The sequence below is a fragment of the Exiguobacterium aurantiacum genome, from assembly GCF_001766415.1.
GTDB classification, from domain to species: Bacteria; Bacillota; Bacilli; order Exiguobacteriales; family Exiguobacteriaceae; genus Exiguobacterium; species Exiguobacterium aurantiacum_A.
Window position 1 is genome coordinate 1 of sequence record NZ_MKXO01000011.1, and the last position, 21,983, is coordinate 21,983.

The 21,983-nt window shown below is 50.0% G+C and carries 20 protein-coding genes and 1 rRNA gene; 11 read left to right on the plus strand and 10 right to left on the minus strand.

Annotated features, from left to right (window positions below; genetic code table 11):
- The 8 genes from BJU60_RS13500 to dnaA form a co-directional block, all read right to left on the minus strand.
- Positions 1 to 150 (minus strand): 16S ribosomal RNA (locus tag BJU60_RS13500); the annotation flags it as partial.
- Positions 151 to 375: 225 nt separating this feature from the next.
- Entirely contained in the window at positions 376 to 1,365 is a 990-nt protein-coding gene (locus tag BJU60_RS13505) for an HD-GYP domain-containing protein (protein WP_070329324.1), read from the minus strand.
- 61 nt (positions 1,366 to 1,426) lie between these two features.
- The gene (gyrA, locus tag BJU60_RS13510; RefSeq protein ID WP_070329325.1) at positions 1,427 to 4,012 is read right to left on the minus strand and encodes a DNA gyrase subunit A; all 2,586 of its coding nucleotides are present in this window, start codon (positions 4,010 to 4,012) and stop codon (positions 1,427 to 1,429) included.
- Between the two features lie 22 nt (positions 4,013 to 4,034).
- Positions 4,035 to 5,963, minus strand: a complete 1,929-nt coding sequence (gyrB, locus tag BJU60_RS13515) for a DNA topoisomerase (ATP-hydrolyzing) subunit B (RefSeq protein ID WP_070329326.1) — start codon at positions 5,961 to 5,963, stop codon at positions 4,035 to 4,037.
- Positions 5,964 to 6,017: 54 nt separating this feature from the next.
- Positions 6,018 to 7,136: a DNA replication/repair protein RecF gene (gene recF / locus BJU60_RS13520; protein WP_070329327.1), complete on the minus strand. Its 1,119-nt coding sequence runs from the start codon at positions 7,134 to 7,136 to the stop codon at positions 6,018 to 6,020.
- A 1-nt stretch (position 7,137) separates the two neighbouring features.
- On the minus strand, positions 7,138 to 7,353 hold the full coding sequence (gene yaaA / locus BJU60_RS13525; protein WP_070329328.1) for a S4 domain-containing protein YaaA: 216 nt from the start codon (positions 7,351 to 7,353) through the stop codon (positions 7,138 to 7,140).
- Positions 7,354 to 7,487: 134 nt separating this feature from the next.
- Entirely contained in the window at positions 7,488 to 8,627 is a 1,140-nt protein-coding gene (gene dnaN / locus BJU60_RS13530; RefSeq protein WP_070329329.1) for a DNA polymerase III subunit beta, read from the minus strand.
- A 197-nt stretch (positions 8,628 to 8,824) separates the two neighbouring features.
- On the minus strand, positions 8,825 to 10,198 hold the full coding sequence (dnaA, locus tag BJU60_RS13535; RefSeq protein WP_070329330.1) for a chromosomal replication initiator protein DnaA: 1,374 nt from the start codon (positions 10,196 to 10,198) through the stop codon (positions 8,825 to 8,827).
- 778 nt (positions 10,199 to 10,976) lie between these two features.
- On the opposite strand from dnaA, the gene rpmH reads away from it, so the two are divergent.
- The 4 genes from rpmH (at position 10,977) to BJU60_RS13550 (ending at position 13,248) form a co-directional block, all read left to right on the plus strand.
- The gene (rpmH, locus tag BJU60_RS15070) at positions 10,977 to 11,111 is read left to right on the plus strand and encodes a 50S ribosomal protein L34 (protein ID WP_083274156.1); all 135 of its coding nucleotides are present in this window, start codon (positions 10,977 to 10,979) and stop codon (positions 11,109 to 11,111) included.
- A 157-nt stretch (positions 11,112 to 11,268) separates the two neighbouring features.
- Complete coding sequence (rnpA, locus tag BJU60_RS13540) at positions 11,269 to 11,622, plus strand: ribonuclease P protein component (protein WP_070329331.1); 354 nt, start codon at positions 11,269 to 11,271, stop codon at positions 11,620 to 11,622.
- A 103-nt stretch (positions 11,623 to 11,725) separates the two neighbouring features.
- On the plus strand, positions 11,726 to 12,586 hold the full coding sequence (yidC, locus tag BJU60_RS13545) for a membrane protein insertase YidC (RefSeq protein WP_070329332.1): 861 nt from the start codon (positions 11,726 to 11,728) through the stop codon (positions 12,584 to 12,586).
- Between the two features lie 119 nt (positions 12,587 to 12,705).
- On the plus strand, positions 12,706 to 13,248 hold the full coding sequence (locus BJU60_RS13550; protein ID WP_070329333.1) for an HdeD family acid-resistance protein: 543 nt from the start codon (positions 12,706 to 12,708) through the stop codon (positions 13,246 to 13,248).
- An 18-nt stretch (positions 13,249 to 13,266) separates the two neighbouring features.
- Here the strand turns inward: BJU60_RS13550 and BJU60_RS13555 are convergent, their stop codons facing one another.
- Positions 13,267 to 14,019: a nucleotidyltransferase domain-containing protein gene (locus tag BJU60_RS13555; RefSeq protein WP_070329334.1), complete on the minus strand. Its 753-nt coding sequence runs from the start codon at positions 14,017 to 14,019 to the stop codon at positions 13,267 to 13,269.
- 170 nt (positions 14,020 to 14,189) lie between these two features.
- On the opposite strand from BJU60_RS13555, the gene mnmE reads away from it, so the two are divergent.
- The 5 genes from mnmE (at position 14,190) to BJU60_RS13580 (ending at position 19,975) form a co-directional block, all read left to right on the plus strand.
- Positions 14,190 to 15,569: a tRNA uridine-5-carboxymethylaminomethyl(34) synthesis GTPase MnmE gene (gene mnmE / locus BJU60_RS13560; protein ID WP_070329335.1), complete on the plus strand. Its 1,380-nt coding sequence runs from the start codon at positions 14,190 to 14,192 to the stop codon at positions 15,567 to 15,569.
- Between the two features lie 15 nt (positions 15,570 to 15,584).
- Positions 15,585 to 17,471 (plus strand): tRNA uridine-5-carboxymethylaminomethyl(34) synthesis enzyme MnmG, encoded by a 1,887-nt coding sequence (gene mnmG, locus BJU60_RS13565; RefSeq protein ID WP_016509084.1) that lies wholly within the window; start codon positions 15,585 to 15,587, stop codon positions 17,469 to 17,471.
- 4 nt (positions 17,472 to 17,475) lie between these two features.
- A complete protein-coding gene (gene rsmG, locus BJU60_RS13570; protein WP_070329336.1) occupies positions 17,476 to 18,192 on the plus strand; it encodes a 16S rRNA (guanine(527)-N(7))-methyltransferase RsmG in 717 nt (238 codons plus the stop codon).
- A 79-nt stretch (positions 18,193 to 18,271) separates the two neighbouring features.
- Positions 18,272 to 19,150, plus strand: coding sequence for a nucleoid occlusion protein (gene noc / locus BJU60_RS13575; RefSeq protein WP_070329337.1), 879 nt, complete (start codon positions 18,272 to 18,274; stop codon positions 19,148 to 19,150).
- Positions 19,151 to 19,192: 42 nt separating this feature from the next.
- Positions 19,193 to 19,975, plus strand: coding sequence for a ParB/RepB/Spo0J family partition protein (locus tag BJU60_RS13580; RefSeq protein WP_070329338.1), 783 nt, complete (start codon positions 19,193 to 19,195; stop codon positions 19,973 to 19,975).
- On the opposite strand, the gene yyaC is transcribed toward BJU60_RS13580, so the two are convergent.
- Positions 19,948 to 20,574 (minus strand): spore protease YyaC, encoded by a 627-nt coding sequence (yyaC, locus tag BJU60_RS13585; protein WP_070329339.1) that lies wholly within the window; start codon positions 20,572 to 20,574, stop codon positions 19,948 to 19,950. The genes BJU60_RS13580 and yyaC overlap by 28 nt on opposite strands.
- 170 nt (positions 20,575 to 20,744) lie before the next feature.
- Here yyaC and BJU60_RS13590 point away from each other — a divergent pair, with 170 nt between their 5' ends.
- Together BJU60_RS13590 and BJU60_RS13595 are read left to right on the plus strand one after the other, a co-directional pair.
- Positions 20,745 to 21,686: a mechanosensitive ion channel family protein gene (locus BJU60_RS13590; RefSeq protein ID WP_070329340.1), complete on the plus strand. Its 942-nt coding sequence runs from the start codon at positions 20,745 to 20,747 to the stop codon at positions 21,684 to 21,686.
- On the plus strand, positions 21,676 to 21,879 hold the full coding sequence (locus BJU60_RS13595; RefSeq protein WP_016509068.1) for a DUF951 domain-containing protein: 204 nt from the start codon (positions 21,676 to 21,678) through the stop codon (positions 21,877 to 21,879). Before BJU60_RS13590 ends, BJU60_RS13595 begins: the two co-directional genes overlap by 11 nt.
- Positions 21,880 to 21,983: the final 104 nt, after the last annotated feature.

A 21,983-nucleotide genomic window follows, 5' to 3' on the forward strand; every position in this document is an offset into this window, starting at 1 on the left:
GAGGGCAGGTTCTTTACGTGTTACTCACCCGTCCGCCGCTCATTCCGTCGACTTCCCCCCGAAGGGTTCCGTCGATTTCCTGCGCTCGACTTGCATGTATTAGGCACGCCGCCAGCGTTCGTCCTGAGCCAGGATCAAACTCTCCAAAGAATTTGATATAGCTCTTGAAAATGACGAAGCTTGCGCTTCAATCAAAACTTGTAAAACTTTTTTTGCCTCATCGTTCAGTTTTCAAAGTTCGTCTGCCGCTCTTAGCGACTCATTAATAATATCACCTGTAATTATATTCGTCAACTATAAAAACAAAATATTTTAAAAGAATAATATCTAGCGTATTCTTTCAACGGCACTATATAGAAGGAACACGCTAGATGGTTATTGAAAAGCGACGATTCGAACCTCATCAAGTTGAGATAAATCGTACGTTTCTTGCGTTGGTTCGGCGATCACGACCGGTTGTTCCACGCTCGGCGTGTAACCTTGAATCGTTCCGCGCACACCGCTGCTCAGTAAGACAGTCCGTCCTACTTCGTAAAAGCCGAGCAGTGTAGCTAAAAGCGTCAACGCTTCCCCATCGTATGCCTCATTTTGCCACATATAAAAATAAGCCTCTTCTGCTGTCAACGCTGACCTGAACGTACGTGGGGCTGTCAATTGGCAGAACCGATCAGCGACGATAAACAACGGTGATGCAGGATGGAGGGCTCGTTCTTCTAGCCGATTCGGAAAACCTGACCCGTCTAAGCGTTCATGATGTTCGGCAATCAATTTACCGACCCTGGCTCTAAGTGTCTGATCTTGCGGTAACATCGCAAACGAGACGAGCGGGTGCTGATACAACAGCTCTCGTTCCATTTTTGTGAAATAGCGCATGTGGGACCATTTTCGTATTTTAGCGTAGCTCGCATCTGCGAAATAAGAAGCCACGCCATAATCGAATTGAATGCGGTGTTCGTCTCCTCGGTATTTCGATAGCGTCTTGGCTACTAAGGCTCGATAAATCGCATGATGAATCACATGATTTTTTCGAAGTGGTTGATTTGTAAAGAAGGTGACGATGGCTGATAGCGGATATTCACGTTTAAACAGTTGATGGACGAATTCAAGCGCTTCGTAAGGGTTGGGGGCAATCCGTTCTTCCCATTGATTGTAATGCCGTTCGTATTGGAGCACTTTTGCACATAGATCGATTTCCTCGTCGCGGGTAAGATGGCGACATTCGACCGGAGCGACATCAATGGCTCCCACCTTTAAAAAACGGAGCAAGCGTAAATGTTCGTTTGTCAGTTTCGTTCCTGCCTCTAACGAAGAAACTGACGTCAAAAGCGTCATCCCAACGTGAACGTTTGAAATGGCAAGTCGCATGCTCATCCCTCCTGATTGTATGAAAAAAGGTCGAACGGAAGCACCGTTCAACCTTTTCGTCTTACTCAGTCTCTTCAGACGATGGGCCAACTTCGGGTGCTTCATCAACAAACCCATTCTCCACATCAACTGTCGATTCCTCTTCTAATTCATCTTCTAATTCATCTTTTTTCAGTTTAGCAATTGTCGCCAAGCGGTCGCCATCTTCGATATTCATGACTTTAACACCGCGCGTGCTACGCCCCATTTGCGAAATTGTTTGGGCATCGATTCGAATCGCGACACCGAGCTCGGTCATGAGCATGATGTCATCATCTTCATCGACTACGCGCATCCCGACGACAGTTCCGCGGTCTGTCTTGATTCCGATAATTCCAGAACCGCCTCGACCTTGTGTCCGGAATTGTTCCATCGCTGTGCGTTTGCCGTATCCTTTTTCCGTGATGATGAGCACGTCTTGCGTCGGGCGTACAATTTCCATCGAAACGACTCGATCATCATCCTTCTTCAATCGAATCGCACGTACACCGCGAGCGGTACGGCCCATCGAACGGACCTCACCTTCGAGCGGGAAGCGAATCGACATCCCGGCGTGTGTCACGATCAACATCTCGTCGTCACTCTTCGCTAGACGTACAGTAACGAGCTCATCGCTATCGTTCAAGCTGATGGCACGCAATCCGTTTTTGTTGATGCGGGCATAGGCAGAAAGCGGTGACCGTTTGACGAGTCCATGCTTCGTGATAAACACGAGCGACAATTGCTCATCAGCCACTACTTCTTCTGCTGAATCTTCGCCAACGTCTTCCACGATGGCTTTGTCCGCCAAATAACTAGTGAAGTCGACTGGAATCATCGTTTCGACCTTCTCGCCCTTATCGACTTGGAGCAAGTTGATAATCGGCATCCCTTTCGCGGTTCGGCTCATCTCAGGAATCTCGTATCCTTTCAAGCGGAACACGCGACCGAAGTTCGTGAAGAATAAGATCGTATCGTGCGTTGAAGCAGATAAGAGGCGCAATACGAAGTCTTCGTCATTCGTGCCCATTCCTTGTTTCCCTCGCCCGCCGCGGCGTTGTGTGCGATACGAGTCACTCGGAATCGATTTGATATAGCCTTCACTCGTCAGTGCGATCATCATGTCCCGAACCGGAATCAAGTCCTCATCCTCAAGCTCGATGATGTCGGTACGGATCACGGTACGACGTGCGTCGCCGTAACGCTCTTTGATTTCAGTCAACTCATTGCGAATGATTTCGAGAAGGAGTTCCTCATCCCCTAAAATCGCACGCAACTCTTCGATCAACGTACGGATCTCGCGATACTCGCCTTCGATCTTCTCGCGTTCAAGACCGGTCAACCGTTGGAGACGCATATCGAGAATGGCTTGCGTCTGCTCTGTTGATAGCCCGAAGCGGGTAATCAACTTTTCACGGGCCTCGTCACCGGTCCGCGTGCTGCGGATGATGGCGATGACTTCATCGAGGTGGTCGAGCGCGACACGGAGACCTTCGAGAATATGCGCACGCGCTTCTGCCTTATCGAGGTCGAACTGCGTCCGACGACGAACGACTTCTTTTTGGTGCTCGATGTAATAATAGATCGCTTGTTTCAAGTTGAGCGTCTTCGGACGTCCTCCGACGAGCGCGAGCATGTTCACCCCGAACGTCGTTTGCATCGGCGTCTGTTTATATAAGTTGTTCAAAATGACGCTTGCGTTCGCATCGCGGCGTACCTCGATGACGACGCGCATTCCGTTTCGGTCCGACTCGTCGCGAAGGTCTGTGATGCCCTCGATTTTCTTGTCGCGAACTAGGTCAGCAATCTTTTCAACGAGACGTGCCTTGTTCACTTGATACGGAATTTCGTGGACGAGGATGCGTTCACGACCGTTCTTCAACACTTGGATCTCGGCTTTCGCACGCATCGTGATCGATCCACGACCGGTCTCATACGCCCGGCGAATACCGCTGCGTCCTAAAATCTCACCAGACGTCGGAAAGTCCGGACCCGGAATGTGCTGCATGAGCTCTGAAATCGTGATGTCCGGATTGTGCGTGAGCGCAAGTACGCCATCGATTACTTCGTTCAAGTTATGTGGCGGTACGTTCGTCGCCATCCCGACCGCGATCCCGCTCGTACCGTTGACGAGAAAGTTTGGGAAACGGGCCGGCATAACAATCGGTTCTTTCTCTTCGCCATCAAAGTTTGCTTGATAGTCGACTGTGTTTTTACCGATATCGCGCACGAGTTCCATCGCGATTTTCGACATTCGGGCTTCGGTATAACGCATCGCCGCTGCCGAGTCTCCATCGACGGACCCGAAGTTTCCGTGGCCGTCGACGAGTTCGTAGCGATAACTGAAATCTTGGGCCATCCGGACCATCGTCTCGTAAACGGCTGAATCACCGTGTGGGTGATACTTACCGATGACGTCTCCGACGACACGGGCGGACTTCTTATGAGGCTTGTCGGCACGAATCCCGAGCTCGTTCATCGCATAAAGGATACGGCGGTGAACCGGCTTGAGACCGTCTCGCACGTCCGGGAGGGCACGCGACACGATGACGCTCATCGCATAGTCCATGAACGACGTCCGCATCTCTTGGCTAATATTTATATCCTTGATATTTTCTTGTTCTGCCATTCGTTATTGCCTACCCTTCTTTTTAAATATCGAGGTTTTTCACGTAGTGTGCGTGTGACTGGATAAAGTCACGGCGCGGCTCGACATTGTCGCCCATGAGCGTCTCAAAGACCTCATCTGCCTCGATGGCGTCTTGAAGGTCGACACGAAGCATCGAGCGAGACTCTGGATTCATCGTCGTGCTCCAAAGTTGTTCCGGGTCCATCTCACCGAGACCCTTGTAGCGCTGTACACTATAGCGTGCGTTCTCAGGAAGTCGTTTGATTGCTTCTTGGAGTTCGCGGTCGTTTTGGACGTAAACAATCTCTTTACCATGTTTTACACCGTAGAGTGGCGGCTGGGCGATGTAGACGTAGCCGCTCTCAATAAGTGGCCGCATGTAACGATAGAAGAACGTCAGCAACAGTGTCCGGATGTGGGCACCATCGACGTCGGCATCGGTCATGATGATCAACTTATGGTAACGCGCCTTGCCGAGATCGAATTCGTCGGCGATCCCGGTCCCAAGTGCCGTGATGATTGTCCGGACTTCTTGGTTGGCTAAGATTTTATCGAGTCTTGCTTTCTCGACGTTGATGATCTTACCTCGGATTGGCAAAATCGCTTGGAAATGACGGTCGCGTCCCGACTTGGCTGATCCACCGGCCGAGTCACCCTCGACGATGTACAGTTCAGATTTCGATGCGTCCTTCGATGAACAGTCGGCCAGCTTACCTGGCAACGAGCTGACTTCAAGGATGCCTTTACGACGTGTCATTTCACGGGCGCGTTTGGCCGCGAGGCGGGCACGGGCTGCCATGAGCCCTTTATCGACGATGAGTCGGCCGACCGACGGGTTCTCAAGCAAGAACTGTTCGAACGTCTCGCTAAAGAGTGAATCTGTCACCGTACGGGCGTCAGCGTTACCGAGCTTCGTCTTCGTCTGTCCCTCGAACTGCGGTGACGGGTGTTTGACCGAGACGATCGCGGTCATCCCTTCACGCACGTCGTCGCCAGAAAGGCTGCCATCAGCCTCTTTCATCAATCCAAAGCGTTTGGCGTAATCGTTGATCGCCCGTGTCAGTGCCGTTTTGAATCCGGTCTCGTGCGTTCCGCCTTCGTGTGTCGGGATATTGTTTGTGAACGAGTAAATATTGCTAGAGAACCCTTCGTTGTACTGCAGCGCAATCTCTACTTCGATCCCGTCTTTCGTACCGTGTACATAAACCGGTTCCTCGTGGATCGAAGACTTCGAACGGTTCAAATGCTCGACGTAAGACTTGATCCCGCCTTCGTAATAATAATTGCGCTCAATCGTTTCATCGCCCCGCTCATCTTTTGCGATGATACGGAGTCCTTTGTTCAAGAAAGCAAGTTCACGCAAGCGCGTTGCGAGAAGATCAAAATCGTATTCGAGTGTTTCGTCGAAGATGTCTCCATCTGGGAAGAAACGAACCGTCGTACCGGTCGTGTCTGTCGTGCCGACAATCTCGAGCTCACCTTGAGGTGCGCCGCGTTTGAACGATTGATAGTAAACGTTACCGTTTCGGCGTACGAACACTTCGAGTTTCTTCGACAAGGCGTTAACGACGGACGCCCCGACTCCGTGCAAACCACCCGACACTTTATATCCACCGCCGCCAAATTTACCTCCGGCGTGGAGAACGGTGAAGATGACTTCGACGGCAGGACGTCCTGTCTTTTTCTGAATGTCGACCGGAATCCCCCGGCCATCATCTTCGACAACGACAGAGTTGCCTGGTTCGATCGTCACGGTAATCGTTTCACAATGACCGGCGAGCGCTTCATCAATCGAGTTGTCGACGACTTCCCACACTAAGTGGTGGAGCCCGCGTGAACTCGTCGAACCGATATACATCCCTGGGCGTTTACGAACGGCTTCTAACCCTTCAAGCACTTGAATCTGATCGGCACCATAATCTTGCATTTGTTTTTCGTTTTCGTTACTCATCGGTTTCATTCACCTACTATACATGAATTGGTGTTCATAAGGATTGGTCGTACGTTAGACAGATTCCGTCTCAACTTTACCTTGTTTCACGTGAAACAACTTGGCTTGTTGAATCGTTTCGTGAGCAATTCCATCGATATTGGTCGTCGTAATAATCGTTTGGACTTTCTGCCCCATCGTATCAAGCAGATGGGTTTGGCGATGATCATCTAATTCAGATAAGACGTCGTCTAACAACAGCAGCGGATACTCCCCGACCTCTTCGTGGATCAGTTCAATCTCCGCTAGTTTTAACGACAAGGCCGCCGTGCGTTGCTGGCCCTGTGAACCGAACGTTTGGACGTTCCGATCATTGACGTACAATTCGAAGTCGTCGCGATGGGGACCGAACAAGGTCACACCTCTTCTTCGTTCGTTCTCTCTTATTTTATCAAACTTTTGCCGATACGTTTCAAACATCTGTTCTTTCGTGTGACGTTCTTTTTGAAACGTGTCCGAGACGTATTGAATCGTCAACGTTTCTAAGTTCCGAGTGATTCCTGCATGGATCGGTCCGGCCCATTTCTCGAGTTGATCGATAAAATGGTGGCGCCTGGAGACGATTTTGACGGCAAGCTCAATCAGTTGGTCGGTGAGCACTTCGAGCAATGTCTCGTCCCCACCTTTGATCGACAGTTGTTTTAAAAATGCATTTCGTTGCTTCAGTGTTTTCAAATACTGATTCAAGTCATGTAAGTAAATCGGACTGACTTGTCCGATTTCCATATCTAAAAAACGTCTTCGTCCTTGAGGGCTGCCTTTGACGATCGCAAGATCTTCTGGCGCAAACAAGACGACGTTGAACGCTCCGACGTAGTCACTGAGCCGTCGTTGCTCGAGGTGGTTCAGTTTCGCTTTTTTCCCTTTCGGAGAAAAGCTCAGCGACTGTACCGTTTCACCGGTACGTTTATGGATCCGACCCTCGACGATGGCCGTTTCCGCTTCCCACCCGATCAGTTCACGGTCTTGCGTCGTCCGATGCGACTTTGCGAGCGCAAGTACGTAAATCGATTCGAGCAGATTCGTTTTGCCTTGGGCGTTCTCACCGATGAGAACATTCGTCTGTTCTGAAAAATTTAGCTCAAGGGCTTCGTAGTTGCGGTAGTTTTGCAGTCGAATCGACAATAAGTGCACGTTAGTTCCCCTCGATTTGGAAGTCCCCGTAGCCCTCGACTTCAATCTTGTCTCCGTCGCGGAGTTTACGGCCGCGGCGTTGATCGACCTCGCCGTTCACTTTGATTTCAACGTCTTCCAAAAAGAATTTCGCTTGGCCTCCGCTTGAAATAATATCAGCTAATTTTAAAAATTGTCCGAGTGTTACATACTCGGTCGTAATCGACACTTTTTCCATGTCGTCACTTCCTTTCCTTCATACTTTTCACAAAAAATCGCCATACATATTAGTTTATCGAAAAACGTCGAATAAGGCAAAAATAGGGATGATAAGGTGAAACACCTCATCATCCCCGATTCGCTCCATCTTGATTACGATGTGCGGACTGGCAAAATCAACTGAAGGACACTATCTTGTTCGACCGGACGCAAAATAAACGGGCGCATCGAACCTGTGAATTGAACCTCGATTTCCGTCGCATCGAGCGCACGAAGCGCATCCATGACAAATTTCGAGTTGAACGAAATTTTGAGTTCTTCACCTTCGAGCGATAAGATGCTGACCCGCTCGGACACTTTCCCGACTTCAGGCGAGTGTGAAGAGACTTCGACCGTGTTCGCTTCTTCAGCCACGAACTTGATGACATTGTTGCGATCCGAACGTGCCAACAGCGATGCACGATCAATCGCCTGTAAGAAATCTTTCGCATTCAAACGAACTGCAGTCCGATATTCTTCTGGGATCAAGCGAGACGTATCTGGGTACGCTCCATCAAGAAGACGTGAAAAGAACGAAATGTTTTTCAGACGGAATAGAATCTGTTGGTCCGTCAAGACGATTTCAATCGGCAACTCTTCACGGTCAAGTAATTTTGCGAGCTCATTGAGCGAACGACCCGGCACGACGACATTTTGGAACGTCAAATCGTCATCTGTTTCAAAACGGGCCCGGCGCAGTGCCAACCGATGGCTATCCGTCGCGACGCATGTCAAAAATCCTTTTTCAGCTGAGAAATTCACACCTGTCAGGACTGGACGTGTCTCTTGCGACGAGACGGCAAAGCTTGTTTGGCGAATGATCGTCTTCAACAAATCGGCCGGAAGATAGAACCGGCGGTCGCTCGCTAGTTCAGGGAGACGTGGATACTCGTCTGGGTCGAGTCCGTTCAGATGGAACTCCGCTTGACCTGATTCGATACGCGTCATGAAGTTTGGTGAGACTTCGAGTGTGACTTCGTTCGTCGGGAGCTTCTTGACGATTTCACCAAGGAAACGGGCGTTCAAGACGACGCTACCGGCACGTTGGATTTGGATGAGTTCGATTCCACCCTCTTCGACCGGGATCAATCGTTCGATCGAAATTTCCGTATCACTTCCTGTGAGCGTCAATCCATCCGCATGGGCTTCCAGTTTTAATCCTGTCAAAATTGGGATCGTTGTTCTAGAAGCAACAGCTTTTGATACATCTTGTACGGCTTGCATGAATACATCGCGCTGAATCGTTAAGTGCATGTGGATAATTCCTCCTAAGTGAAATGAGTCATATAGTTTAATAATAATAGTATTATTTAAGTCATAATAGTAATAAGGGCTGTGGATAGTGGGGATAACTCACTTGAATAACTGGTGTTGAGCCAATCTGCCTGTGAATAACGTGTGGATAACTCGGCTTGTTTATCCACAGGATATCCACAGGAGGAATGAGACGGTTACGACAACGCCTTCTTCAATGTTTTAATCGTCTCTTGCATCTCCGGATCATGCTTGAGTAACGTGCTAATCTTCTCATGCGCGTGGATAACTGTCGTGTGATCCCGCCCACCGAACTCTTCTCCGATTTTAGGGAGTGAGCTCTCGGTCATCTCGCGTGATAAATACATCGCGATCTGTCTCGGGAAAGCGAGCGTCTTCGTCCGTTTTTTCGCTTTGAGCTCATCGACCTCGATATTAAAGTGATGACCGACGATCTCTTGGATGTCACGGATGACAATCTTCTTCGCCTCTTGCACCGGCATGATGTTGTGGAGCGCTTCGGCAGCGACATCAGGGTCAATCGGCCGGGCGACGAGCTTCGCATAGGCGACGACGCGGGTAAGTGCGCCTTCAAGCTCACGAATGTTCGTGTCGATTTGATTCGCGATGTAGAGCATGACGTCATTGGCGATATCAAGCCCTTCAGCTGTCGCTTTCTTCCGCAAAATCGCGATCCGCGTCTCGAGGTCAGGCGGCGTGATATCCGTGATCAGTCCCCATTCGAACCGAGACCGGAGACGATCTTCTAACGTCGGAATCTCTTTAGGCGGCCGATCGCTCGAGATGACGATTTGTTTTTGATCGTTATGGAGCGCATTGAATGTGTGAAAGAACTCTTCTTGCGTCTGTTCTTTCCCGGCCAAGAACTGAATGTCATCTATTAATAGAACATCGATGTTCCGGTAACGGTTACGGAACTCCTCTGTCTTATTGTCGCGGATTGAGTTAATGAACTCGTTTGTAAACTTTTCCGACGAAACGTAGGCGATTCGTGCGCCTGGCTTCTGCCCTTTCACGTAATGACCGATCGCATGCATCAAGTGTGTCTTTCCAAGTCCGACTCCCCCATAGATGAAGAGCGGGTTGTAAGCTCTCGCAGGCGCTTCGGCCACAGCCAGTGAGGCAGCGTGGGCAAACCGGTTGCCCGAACCGATGACGAACGTTTCAAAGATATACTTATCGTTTAATTGACCGAGGTTCCCTTCCTCTTTTGATCGTACTGGAACCGGCTGCTCTCTCGTTTCTGTAGCGGCAATCGCTTCTTTTGATCCCTCTGCAGGAGCATACTTGTGCGCTTGCGACTCCTCGATAAAATGAATCTCAAGTCGATTGTTCGTCACTTCCTCAACCGTATCTTGCAGTAATGACAAGTACTGACGTTCGAGCCAAGTGACAATGAAACTAGCGGGGGCGGATACGACGAGTGTCGTTCCCATCAATGAAATTCCTTCCGTTGACTTCAACCACATGTCAAAGCTAGCTTTTGGTGTTCGTTCTTCTTCGTCGATTAGAGATAAAACATTTCTCCAAATCTCGCGAGCATTTTTCAATGAAAGACCTCCTTTACTCACATATTGGCGAAACTTATTCACATGATATACACATTCACTATTCTTATAGTAGAAACTAGGCTTATCCCCAGGAAACAAAAACTGTGGATAACGTTATCCACAAGGTGTTAACTATGGGGATAACAGTTATCCACAGGCTGTGTATATCTCGGAATTGATGAAATATCATCCATGAGTTGTGCACATTTAGTTTAGCAAAATAAAATAGACGTGGCAACGGTTTTTGACATTTATCCACAGATTTAAAAAACAATCCACAGGCACTTATCCACATGCTGTGGACAGTGTGGATAAGCTGTGGATATGTTGTGGATAAACTTAAAGTGAACGAGCCGTCATGAAAAAGTTATGCACAAAAGAGGGAGAAGGAAAATATCGTATTGTTTTTGTAAGAGAAGAAAGTGGAATTTTAAGAAACCGCACGTTACAATTGTTGAAAAAGATGGAGTTATACACATATAAGTGTGGATAACTAGGTGGATATGTGGATAAAACGGCTTTATCAAGCTATTTGTAAAAGAATGACGGCTCAAATGTAAAGGTTGCGTCTCGTTTAGTCCCCTATTTTATCGATGTCTAGCCTGATCCGTCTAGCTGGGGAGATCAAGTCCATCGCTGCCAACTATTCGTGCCCGATTCGAAAACCTCTTGAAATGCCATTGACAATCGGTAGAACAGTTTATATAATCTTAAAGACTGCCTTAAATGAAACTATAACTTGCTAATAGAGCGTTAACCTTGAGGAGGTGCTTTAACCATGAAACCAACTTTTAATCCTAACAACCGTAAGCGTAAAAAAGTTCACGGATTCCGTTCGCGTATGGCGACTAAAAACGGCCGCAACATTCTTGCAGCTCGTCGTCGTAAAGGCCGCAAAGCCTTGACTGTCTAATAAAGATCAAAAGATTGCCCGGGGAACTGATCCTCGGGCAATCTTTTTTTATCGTCACAGAATCGAACGGAAAAAATCGATTCTCACTCGTTGAAATGAATGGGATATGATATGATGTTAGGTGACGATTTTTGAAGCGAAGGATGGAGTGAGAATTTTGAAAAAAGAATACCGCCTCCAAAAGAATGAAGAGTTCCAAGCGGTGTTTCGCGAAGGACGCTCCGTGGCTAATCGTCAGTTTGTCGTCTACACGCAAAAGGCGGATCAAGCGCATTTCCGGGTTGGACTTTCTGTCAGCAAAAAGTTAGGGAACGCAGTGGAACGAAACCGAATGAAACGATTGATGCGTGAATCGCTTCGCTTGCTCGAACCGAACGTAGCTCCGCATAATTATGTCATCATCGCTCGTAAACCGGCGACGTCGCTCTCGCAAGATGAAGTGACGGAGAGTTTGAAACATGTGTTCAAACGAGCTAAAGTTTGGCAACAGAGACAAGTCGATCGATCATAACAATCCGAGCTCGTTCTTTCATATATAACGCGAACTAATTAGGATTGACCGATAGACGTGTGACGCAACTAAAAGAATCGATACAGAAAGCGTAGGAGGAATTATGAGCAAAAACCTGAAATTAGGATTATTGGCCGTCATGACTGGTGTCATCTTGTTGATGGCTGGATGTGTCGATCCATCGACAATCCAAGGAGAGCCGATCACGGCTGAAACGGAAGGCTTCTGGTCTCAATACTTTGTATGGCCACTAGCATGGTTGTTAAAAGAAGCGGCTTATTTAATCGGCGGCACTTGGCAGTACGGGTATTCGATCATCGTTGCGACGATCATCGTCCGCCTCTTGATCTTACCGCTCATGATCAAGCAGACGAAGAGTATGGGTGCGATGCAAGTGTTGCAACCGGAAATGCTCAAGCTTCGTGAGAAGTATAGCTCGAAAGACCAAGAGACACAGCGTAAACTGCAAGAAGAAATGATGAAGATGTATCAAGACTACCAAATCAACCCGCTCGCAGGGTGTTTGCCAATCTTGATTCAAATGCCGATCTTATTCGCATTCTATGATGCGATTCGTCGGACACCTGAAATCTTTGAAGCAAGTTTCCTTTGGTTCGACCTTGGTGCGCCGGATCCGACGTTCATCTTGCCGATCCTTGCTGCGATCTTGACGTACGCCCAACAAAAAATCTCAATGGCGGGGCAAGAACAAAACCCGCAGTTGAAGATGATGCTTTATATCTTCCCGGTCATGATCTTCGTCATGTCGATCACCCTCCCGGCAGCCCTCTCGATGTACTGGGTCGTCGGTTACATCATCTCAATCATCGTGACGATGGCGATCATGTTGCCGATGCGTGAGAAGATGAAAGTTCAAGCTGAAGCGAAAATCGCTGCGAAAGAAGCAGAGCGCGCGGTACTCGCAGAAGAAGAAAAACAGAACAAAAAGAAAAAACGTAAATAAACGTTGAGGCTGTGGATAAATAATCCACAGTCTTTTTTTATGACAAGAGAAGTATTGTGGATAAAATGCGGGAATAGGATTAAGGACCAATCATCTGAATCAAGAAGGGAGCATTCCTAATGGAGACGCTGATTAAACGGCTTGAGCGTTCGACGTTAGTCCAAGCCGGTATTTATTTGTTGATCGGGTTACTGATTTTATTTAATCCGCGCTTTTTCTTTGACGTCATCGTTTATCTCGTCGCCGGTTATTTTGCTGTACTCGGTCTTTGGGTGTTGTTCCAAGGTCTTCGCCAACGAAAAGATGGTTTGCCGCCATCCTTCTTTATGGGGATCGTCTATATCTTGATTGCCTTGATCGTCTTTTTCTTCGCTGAAACGTTAGCCAGCCTCTTGCCGCTCTTCATCGGTTTCTTGTTCTTGTTTGGCGGGCTCATCCGGCTCATTCAAGCCGTTGGTTTTCGCAAGACGATTGCGAGTCGGTGGATGTTCTTTCTATTGAGCAGCTTGTTGTGGATCGGGATCGGGCTACTCATGCTGGCGAACCCGTTCGACAGCTTACTCGTCTTGTTTCAATTGTTCGGCGGCTTTTTAATTGCCGTCGGTCTCATCGAATTAGTACTCTATTTCACGCTTCGGTCTGCAAGAAGCCAGCATGGATGAATGAAGAGCCGCCTGATTTCACAGGCGGCTCTTTTCGCGTTGCAGCAAATTTATGAGAAACGGTCGGATTGTTGCGAACCCTTCGATCGTCTCCAAAAATCGACGTTCCTCCTCTAGGCGAGCGACGTACAGTCGCGCTGCCGTGGCATGTTTTGTCGGGGTCAACGACTCATACCACGCACGCAAATCAATGCGGGCGCGTGCAGCCACGTCTTTCAACCCGAGGACGCTACGATGCGGCTCGTAATGGGCTGCAAGGACGTAGGCGAAATGGTTCATCCCTTGGCGCAACATCTCGACGGCCCAAATGTCGTTTCCGCGGTCGCGTGCTTTCGTATATTGAAAGAAAAACCAAATCGCATCGAAGGCGTGCCCGTATAAGTCATCTGTAGCCAAGGTGAGCGAACGGGGATGATGTTCAAGCCGGTTGCTGGGGTCGAACAGCACCATAATTTCGTCGTACCCGTTCAACGTCTCCGACGTGACGGTGAACAAGTCGACATGTAAGAAGTCATCGTAGACGACAATCAGTTGCGGGGCGACGATGTCGATGTCGTCTTCGAGCAAGATTGGACGGTACGCCGACAAGTGCTGGCGCCGTCGGCTTAAAAAGTCAGCGACCTTCTCCGGGGCGACCATGACATAAAGGTCGACGTCCGAATGCTCATCGCCTTCCCCGCGTCCAAACGATCCTTTAAGAAAAATCGCTTGAACGGCTTCGTCTTGCTGTAACACGTCCGTCAGTTTAGAAATGGCCTCAAGTTGTCTCATTCCGTCGTGCCTCCTTTGGAAATATATTCCGCTATTGTACAAAAGTAAAAACTGAAAAAGCAACTTGTAACGTAAAGGTCGGACCCTTTCGTTCGAGCTAAATATCGTGTATAGTAGGTGCGTTATGCATATGATAGATAAAGATGTTTGAAGTATGGGAGGGGAAGATTATGCTAGAGTTTGACACGATTACAGCCATTTCGACGCCGATGGGTGAAGGGGCAATCGGAATCGTCCGTTTGTCCGGTGACAAGGCTGTCGAGACGACGGCGAACGTGTTCGCGGGCAAAGACTTGACGGAAGTGGACTCGCACACGATTCATTACGGAAAACTGAAACGGCCTGGCACAGACGAGGTCATCGATGAAGTGATGGTCAGCGTCATGCGGGCGCCGAAGACGTTCACGCGAGAAGACGTCGTCGAAATCAACTGTCACGGAGGAATCGTCGCGGTCAATCGTGTCCTCGAGCTGATCCTCGAACAACCGAACATTCGATTGGCAGAACCAGGCGAGTTCACGAAGCGCGCCTTTTTGAATGGCCGCATCGACTTGTCACAAGCGGAAGCGGTCATGGATTTGATTCGGGCGAAGACCGACCGCGCCATGACCGTGGCGATGTCACAGATGGAAGGTCGTTTGTCGCGGCTCGTCCGCGATTTGCGTCAACTGTTGCTTGAAACGATCGCAGCCGTCGAGGTCAATATCGATTACCCAGAGTACGATGCTGAAGAGATGACGCAAGCGATCGTTGAAGAGAAGGCGGGCGAAGTGAAACGTGTGCTCGAACAACTGCTCGAAACGGCTCGCCAAGGAAAGATTTTGCGCGAAGGTCTCGCGACAGCGATCATCGGACGGCCGAACGTCGGCAAGTCCTCGCTGTTGAACACGCTCGTCCAGGAAACGAAGGCGATCGTCACGGAAATCGCGGGAACGACGCGCGACACGATCGAAGAGTACGTGAACGTCAAAGGCGTTCCGCTCAAGCTGATCGATACGGCCGGGATTCGCGAGACGGAAGACATCGTCGAACGGATCGGTGTTGAAAAATCGCGGAAGGCGCTTGCGGGCGCCGATCTCATCTTGCTCGTCTTGAACGGTCATGAGGGCTTGACGGTCGAAGATGAGGCGCTATTCGAGGCGATTGCCGGCATGAATGCGATTATCATCATCAACAAGACGGACTTGCCACAAAACATGGATTCTTCTAAGCTAGAGAAATTAGCGGCAGGGCGCCCGATTGTGGCTACATCGCTATTATTGGAAGAAGGGATCGATGCGCTTGAAAAGGCGATTTCGAACTTGTTCTTCGCCAAAGGCGTCGAGTCGCAAGATATGACATATATCTCGAACGCACGACACATTCAACTCATTAAACGGACGATCGAGCAAATCGATGAGGCGCTCGGTAGCGCCGGCATGAACATGCCGATTGACATGGTCCAAATTGATTTACGTCGGGCGTGGGATACGCTCGGGGAAATCAATGGGGACACGGTCCAGGAAAGTTTGATCGATCAACTGTTTTCACAGTTTTGTCTTGGGAAATAAGAAGGAGGAAACACTATGGCTTACACGGCAGGCGAGTTTGACGTCATCGTCATCGGAGCCGGTCACGCGGGGATCGAAGCGGCACTTGCGTCGGCGCGCATGGGCGCGAAGACAGCGATGCTCACGATGAACCCGGACATGGTCGGGTTTATGTATTGCAATCCGTCGATCGGAGGTCCCGCTAAAGGGATCGTCGTTCGTGAAATCGATGCCCTCGGAGGCGAGATGGCGAAAGCGATTGACGCGACATATATTCAAATGAAAATGCTCAACACATCAAAAGGTCCAGCGGTGCGTGCGTTACGGGCGCAAGCGGACAAATTCCAATATCAAAATCACATGAAGAAAGTGCTTGAAGACGAGCCGAACCTGTTGCTTCGTCAAGCACTCGTCGAGCGACTCATCGTCGAAGACGGGCAAGTGCGCGGCGTCATCACGAACACAGGCTCGGAGTATCGGGCGAACGCGGTCATCGTCACGACCGGTACGTTCATGCGCGGACAGATCATCATCGGAGAACTGTCTTATGAGAGCGGTCCGAACAACCAAATGCCTTCTGTCGAGCTGTCGAAGCATCTCGAAGAACTCGGGCTTGAACTTGTTCGTTTCAAGACGGGTACGCCGCCGCGAATCGACGGGAAGACGATCGATTATTCAAAAACGGAGATTCAGCCGGGGGACGAGAACCCGTCGCTCTTCTCTTACACGTCGACCGACCTCAATCCGATCGAACAGATCCCGTGCTGGCTCACGTATACGAGCGAGCGGACGCACCAGTTGATCGACGAGAACTTACATCGTTCGCCGATGTATTCGGGCGCGATCAAAGGGACAGGGCCACGCTACTGTCCGTCGATCGAAGATAAAGTCGTTCGTTTCAACGACAAGCCGCGTCATCAAATCTTCCTCGAGCCAGAAGGCCGCGACACGGAAGAAATCTACGTCCAAGGCTTCTCGACGAGCATGCCGGAAGACGTCCAGCACCAGATGCTCCGGACGATCCCGGGTCTTGAGAACTCAGAGATGATGCGCCCCGGTTACGCGATCGAATACGACGCGGTCGTACCGACGCAACTTTGGCCGACACTCGAAACGAAGACGGTCAGCGGTCTATTCACGGCTGGGCAGATCAACGGGACGAGCGGATACGAGGAGGCAGCCGGGCAAGGTATCATGGCCGGTATGAACGCCGCCTGCAAAGTGCTCGGGAAAGACCCGGTCATCTTGGACCGGTCGCAAGCGTATATCGGTGTCTTGATCGACGACCTAGTGACGAAAGGGACGAACGAACCTTACCGTCTGCTGACGTCACGTGCCGAATATCGCTTGCTCCTTCGCCACGATAACGCCGATCTTCGCCTCAGCGACATCGGACACGAAGTCGGTTTGTTGTCGGCTGAGCGCCATGCAAATCTTGAAGACAAACGTACAGCCATCGCTGCGGAAGTGAAGCGGCTCCAGTCGCTCGTGATCAAACCGTCGGCTGAAGTGAATGCGATTTTGGAAGAAGTCGGGGCGAACCCGCTCAAAGAAGCAGCACATGCCAACATCTTGTTGAAGCGGCCCGAAGTGACGTACGCGACGCTGACGCGGTTTGCACCGGCTCCGGTCGAAGTGCCGTTCGAAGTGGCTGAACAAGTCGAGATTCAAGTGAAATATGAAGGATACATCTCGAAACAGCTCGAGCAAGTCGAAAAAATGCGTCGTATGGAAGAGAAGCGCATCCCTGAGAAGCTCGACTATGACGCGATCAGTGGTCTTGCGACGGAAGCGCAACAAAAATTGAAACAAGTTCGTCCGCTCTCGATTGGACAAGCGTCACGTATTTCCGGGGTGAACCCGGCCGACGTATCGATTCTTCTTGTCTATATCGAGCAGGGACAATACGCAACGGTGGAGTGAAACGATGAATCAATCCCAATTTATTGAAGCCTTACAGGCAGAAGGGTTCGAACTGAGCGAGAAACAACTCGCCCAGTTCGAACGGTATTTCGAGATGCTCGTCGAATGGAACGAGAAGATGAATTTGACGGCAATCACGGATAAAGAAGAAGTCTATTTGAAGCATTTCTACGATTCGCTGAGCGCTGCGTTTCATTTCGACTTCACGGCCGTCGAGACGGTATGTGACGTCGGCGCCGGGGCAGGATTCCCGAGCTTACCGCTCAAAATCTTGTTCCCGCACTTACATGTGACGATTGTCGATTCGCTCAACAAGCGCATCACGTTCTTGAACGAACTCGCCCTCGCTCTCGAGCTAGATGGCGTCGCGTTCCACCATGGACGCGCCGAAGAGTTCGGGAAAAATAAAAAATTCCGTGAGCAATTTGATGTCGTGACGGCCCGTGCCGTCGCGCGGATGACGGTGCTCGCCGAGTACTGTCTACCGCTCGCAAAAGTCGGCGGAACGTTCGTGGCGCTCAAAGCCGCGAAAGTTTCCGACGAACTTGTGGACGCGAAGAATGCCTTGGCGGTGCTCGGTGGGAAAGTAAAAGCGACACACCAGTTCCTATTGCCAGGAGAGATGAGTGAGCGTAATATCGTAATTGTAGATAAATTACGTAAAACGCCCGGGAAATATCCGCGTAAAGCGGGAACGCCGGCGAAAGAGCCGCTAATCTGAGTATTCTTGTTTCACGTGAAACTAAAAGCAGATTCCAGTGGTGGAATCTGCTTATTTTTTACATAAAGGGGTGCCGACGTTGAAGAAAACATTTGCTAAACTGTTCGGAAGTCGTCAAGAAGTGGCCGTCACGGAAATGACGCAAGTTAAACCGAACGACACGGTCCAAGAAATCGCTTTAGCATTACTTCTTCCAAACCGTTATCAACCGCGTAAAGTATTTGAACCGGCTAAGATTGAAGAGTTGGCCGTCACGATCGAAGAGCACGGATTGCTTCAGCCGATCGTTGTTCGTAAGGCGGAAGGGGACCGCTATGAGATCATCGCTGGGGAGCGTCGTTTTCGTGCGGTCAAATCGTTAGGATGGTCCGTCATTCCGGCTATCGTCCGTGACATGGATGACGATACAACGGCCGCCTTGGCGCTCATCGAAAACTTACAACGCGAACAGCTTAGCCCGATTGAAGAAGCGGAAGCGTATGACCGGTTGTTGTCGATGAAACAGTTGACGCAAGACGCGCTCGCGAAGAGCCTTGGTAAGAGCCAGTCGACAATCGCGAACAAGTTACGCCTCTTGAAGCTGCCGAACGACGTCAAACAATGTTTACGTGACCGTCAAATCAACGAACGACATGCCCGGGCGCTCTTGCCGCTCAAAGAAGAGTTGCTGCAAATTCAAGTACTCACGGAGATCCTTGAAGAAGACTATAATGTCAAAGAGACGGAACAGCGTGTCGCGTTCTTGACGACACCGATTGAAGAAGAAAAACGGAAACCGAAGAAGCAACGCCGGCGGACGAAAAGTTTTGCCCGAGACACTCGAATCGCGATCAACACGATCCGTGACTCGATTGATTTGATCGGGAAAACCGGTATCGAAGTTCAAACCGAAGAAGTCGATGAAGAAGAGTTTGTTGAAATTCGAATCCGAATCCCAAAAGCGCGGCCACAAAAGTGAGCTCGTGCTTTTTTTATAATTCATGAACAAGGAGGCGTCACGATGGAAAAGTTAGCACTCAAATTTATCCGTCCCAACCCGAACCAACCAAGGAAGCAATTCGAAGCCGAGAAGCTAGAAGAGCTGCGACAATCGATTGAACGGTACGGTGTCTTACAGCCCATCGTCGTCCGTAAGGCGAGCGGCTATTATGAGATCATTGCTGGGGAGCGGCGCTATCAGGCGGCGCGGCTTGCCGGGAAGGAAGACATTCCGGCGCTCGTCGTTACGGCCGACTCGGATCGGGTCATGGAGCTCGCGCTAATCGAGAACATCCAACGGGCTGATTTGAACGCGATCGAAGAAGCGCTCGCCTATGAGCAACTCATGCAGACATTAGGGCTGACGCAACAACAGCTCGCCGCACGTGTCGGGAAGAGCCGGAGCCATGTGACGAACAGCCTCCGGCTCCTGAGACTGCCGAGCGCGGTCCAACACGCGGTCATGGTCGGAGAACTGACGATGGGTCATGCCCGTGCCATCACCGGCATGAAGTCGGAGGCGGCGATGGAACAAATCGCGCGACGTGTCATTGCTGAGCAGTGGACGGTCCGCCGGCTCGAGCGCCATTTGCAAAAAGAGCGCACAGAAAAAAAGACGCTCAAACGCTCAGACGCCGACGTCGAAGCCGTCGAGGCCGTGCTTGCGGAACGTCTTCAAATGGATGTCTCGATTCGGTCACGTCGAAAAGGCGGCGTCCTCGAGTTGAAATATTTTTCGCAGGAAGACTTGGAACATTTGTTGACGCTGTTGTCACCTCAAGATTTTGATTCGTCACGTGATTGACGAAGTCTTGTGAACGCAGCCTCTTCATGGTGGATGTTTCCGATTCGCGAATCGAATTCGACGAATCCGGCGGTGACGAAGCGCGCCAGTTCGTAAACGAGGTGGAGACGCGTGTTTTGTAGAATCATCATCTCCATGAAGCCGCTCACGTTGACGACCGCCTTGATGTTGTATTCGCCGACCGAGGGGAGTTCTTTTTGAACGCCAGCGCCCGGTGCGAGCGGGCCTTCCGAGAAGAAGACGTAACCGACGCTCGATAAGCGGCCGAGGCAGGCATCGATGGCGATGATGAGCGGACGGTGAAAGCGTGTCTGAATCTCATGGAGCGTTTCTACTAGGTTTAATGCGTGGACCGGTTTCGTGAGTGTTCCGTAGACGTGCAAGTTCCGAACCATTTTTTCCTCGAGAAACGTACCGACGAGGGGACCGAGCGAATCTCCGGTCGAACGGTCGGATCCGATGCAGACGAGAACGATCGGACGGTGTGTCTCGCTCGCCAACTGTTCGTGAAGCTGGTCAGCAAAAAGTTTGGATCCACTCCGTTCAGTATGTTCGATGAAGAAAGAGTATGGTTTATGAGGTTTTAGGCGAAACGGCATGAATCTCATCCTCTCTTCTAAGCTGTTTGTGATCTAGTTGCATTTGCGGAAGGATATCGTATTAACCCATTCCCGGAACAAGGAAACTTATAACGTCCGGATGTAGGGTTTGAGAAAAGTCATCAATTATGGTTTGATGGGTTAGAATATATGACTTTAGAGGTGACAACATGGCTTCACAGAATACAGAAACAACTGATTTGACAACGGTAGCCGACCAGACGATAGAAAACGTCAACCGTTTCGTCGCATACTTCCAAGATACCGAGATGTGGATTGCCCTCGGTATTAAATTGACTGGGGTCGTACTCATCATCGTAGCGCTCTACGTCGCGACAAGAATTTTGACGTCGATGGTTCAGCGTGTGTTCACGTTACGTAAAATCCATGAAGACAACATCGTGGCACAACGGCAAAATGAAACGTTGCTGAAATTGGCGCAAAACACGATCCGGTATGTGTTCGGGCTCATTATGATTTTGACCGTGCTCGGCCAGTTCGGGGTCAATATCGCCGGTTTGATCGCATCGGCCGGGGTAGCCGGTCTCGCCATCTCGTTCGGTGCCCAAAACTTGGTCAAAGACGTCATCACAGGCGCGTTCATTATTTTTGAGAACCAGTACAAGAACGGGGACTATGTGAACTTGAACCAACAAGTCGACGGGACCGTCATCGAAGTCGGCATCCGGACGACGAAACTTAAAGGATTGAACGGACAAGTGACGATCATTCCGAACGGTCAAATCATGCAAGTGACGAACTACTCGCTTGAGAACAGCGTCGCTGTCGTCGATATCGGGGTCGCTTATGAGGAAGAGGTAGAAGGGGTCGAAAAGGCGCTGAAAGAAATCGCGAAAGCGGTCGAGGCAAAGTATCACGATCTGTTCATCGAACCGATCACACTCGCCGGCGTGCAGTCGCTTGGACCGTCGGAAGTCGTGTACCGTCTCATGGCCGAAGTGCCGCCGACGCAACATTTCGCGGCAGGCCGGATTTTGCATAAAGAGTTGAAGGCCGGACTTGATGAGCGCGGGATTGAAATTCCATATCCACGCACGGTCATGATGCCTCCAACGACTTCGACTAAAGGAGCGCCCGAAAATGCAGGCTAAATCGTATGAGTTAAACGATTTTGTAGAGATGAAGAAACCGCACGCTTGTCAGACGAACCGTTGGCAAGTCACACGGGTCGGGATGGACATCCGAATCAAATGTCAAGGCTGCGGAGCGAGCGTCTTAATGCCGCGACGTGACTTTGACAAACGTTTGAAAAAAGTGCTTAAACAAGAGAACGCCGCTGAATAAGTGGCGTTCTTCTCTATGTTGCAACCGTGAGTTGCGGTTTAATCGAGGACTATCTATAATTGTGAAGGATGTGACGGTGTGGTGTACTGAACGTACCCACTCCA

Excerpts from the sequence above, each read along its gene's own strand:
- BJU60_RS13505 (WP_070329324.1), bottom strand. The coding sequence starts at position 1,365 with ATGCGACTTGCCATTTCAAACGTTCACGTTGGGATGACGCTTTTGACG.
- gyrA (WP_070329325.1), bottom strand. The coding sequence starts at position 4,012 with ATGGCAGAACAAGAAAATATCAAGGATATAAATATTAGCCAAGAGATG.
- gyrB (WP_070329326.1), bottom strand. The coding sequence starts at position 5,963 with ATGAGTAACGAAAACGAAAAACAAATGCAAGATTATGGTGCCGATCAG.
- yaaA (WP_070329328.1), bottom strand. The coding sequence starts at position 7,353 with ATGGAAAAAGTGTCGATTACGACCGAGTATGTAACACTCGGACAATTT.
- dnaN (WP_070329329.1), bottom strand. The coding sequence starts at position 8,627 with ATGCACTTAACGATTCAGCGCGATGTATTCATGCAAGCCGTACAAGAT.
- rpmH (WP_083274156.1), top strand. The coding sequence starts at position 10,977 with ATGAAACCAACTTTTAATCCTAACAACCGTAAGCGTAAAAAAGTTCAC.
- yidC (WP_070329332.1), top strand. The coding sequence starts at position 11,726 with ATGAGCAAAAACCTGAAATTAGGATTATTGGCCGTCATGACTGGTGTC.
- BJU60_RS13550 (WP_070329333.1), top strand. The coding sequence starts at position 12,706 with ATGGAGACGCTGATTAAACGGCTTGAGCGTTCGACGTTAGTCCAAGCC.
- BJU60_RS13555 (WP_070329334.1), bottom strand. The coding sequence starts at position 14,019 with ATGAGACAACTTGAGGCCATTTCTAAACTGACGGACGTGTTACAGCAA.
- mnmE (WP_070329335.1), top strand. The coding sequence starts at position 14,190 with ATGCTAGAGTTTGACACGATTACAGCCATTTCGACGCCGATGGGTGAA.
- mnmG (WP_016509084.1), top strand. The coding sequence starts at position 15,585 with ATGGCTTACACGGCAGGCGAGTTTGACGTCATCGTCATCGGAGCCGGT.
- rsmG (WP_070329336.1), top strand. The coding sequence starts at position 17,476 with ATGAATCAATCCCAATTTATTGAAGCCTTACAGGCAGAAGGGTTCGAA.
- BJU60_RS13580 (WP_070329338.1), top strand. The coding sequence starts at position 19,193 with ATGGAAAAGTTAGCACTCAAATTTATCCGTCCCAACCCGAACCAACCA.
- yyaC (WP_070329339.1), bottom strand. The coding sequence starts at position 20,574 with ATGCCGTTTCGCCTAAAACCTCATAAACCATACTCTTTCTTCATCGAA.
- BJU60_RS13590 (WP_070329340.1), top strand. The coding sequence starts at position 20,745 with ATGGCTTCACAGAATACAGAAACAACTGATTTGACAACGGTAGCCGAC.
- BJU60_RS13595 (WP_016509068.1), top strand. The coding sequence starts at position 21,676 with ATGCAGGCTAAATCGTATGAGTTAAACGATTTTGTAGAGATGAAGAAA.